This is a genomic window from Myxococcus vastator (genome assembly GCF_010894475.1).
Lineage (GTDB): Bacteria > Myxococcota > Myxococcia > Myxococcales > Myxococcaceae > Myxococcus > Myxococcus vastator.
In genome coordinates, this window is the sequence record NZ_JAAIYB010000940.1 from 1 (window position 1) to 633 (window position 633).

At 75.0% G+C, this 633-nt stretch carries 1 protein-coding gene; it reads right to left on the bottom strand.

The window, feature by feature from the left end:
• A partial coding sequence (locus G4D87_RS38450; protein WP_163787674.1) for an RNA 3'-terminal phosphate cyclase occupies positions 1-633 on the bottom strand: 633 nt, incomplete at both ends.

Below are 633 nucleotides of genomic sequence, written 5' to 3' on the forward strand. Positions count from 1 at the left end.
CCCTCGCGCCCCACGTCCTCGGCGAGACGGCCCCGCTCCCCCAGCGCGGTGAAGCCCGCGATGGTGTGCTCGAACTGGGCCAGCACGAACGTCACGGTCCCCACCGAGCGCGTCACCGCCAGCGGGCGGTTGTCCGCCTCCGCCAGGATGCCGCGCTCCCGCAGCGCCCCCACGGCGGCCCGGGACTGACGCTCGGCGATGGTGAACGGCAGCCCGCCGGTGAAGGACGACACGCGGACCTCGCGCAGCATGCCGCGCGCGGGCAGCTCCACCAGCCGGGGTGGCTCCTGCGGAGGCCCCACCTCCGCGACAAGCTCCCCCGCGCCCTCCGGGTAGAAGCCGGCGTGCACCAGGGACAGCAACACGGGCAGGCCATACGCGTGCGCCACCGGCTGCCAGACGGTGGCCACGTAGTGGAAGCTGGGGCTGTGCGGCAGGTGCGTGCCACCTCGCAGCGTCAGGCGTCCCCCGCCGGCCAGGGCCAGCGGATAGACGATGCACTGGAAGAGCAACGGCGTGCTGCCCGCGGTGCCCACCTCCAGCAGGTAGTCGCCGGCGCGCACGGGGGCCGGGGTGAAGGCGAGCTCAGACGCGCCGACGGTGGCGCCCTCGGAGGAAGCGGCGCCGCCACAC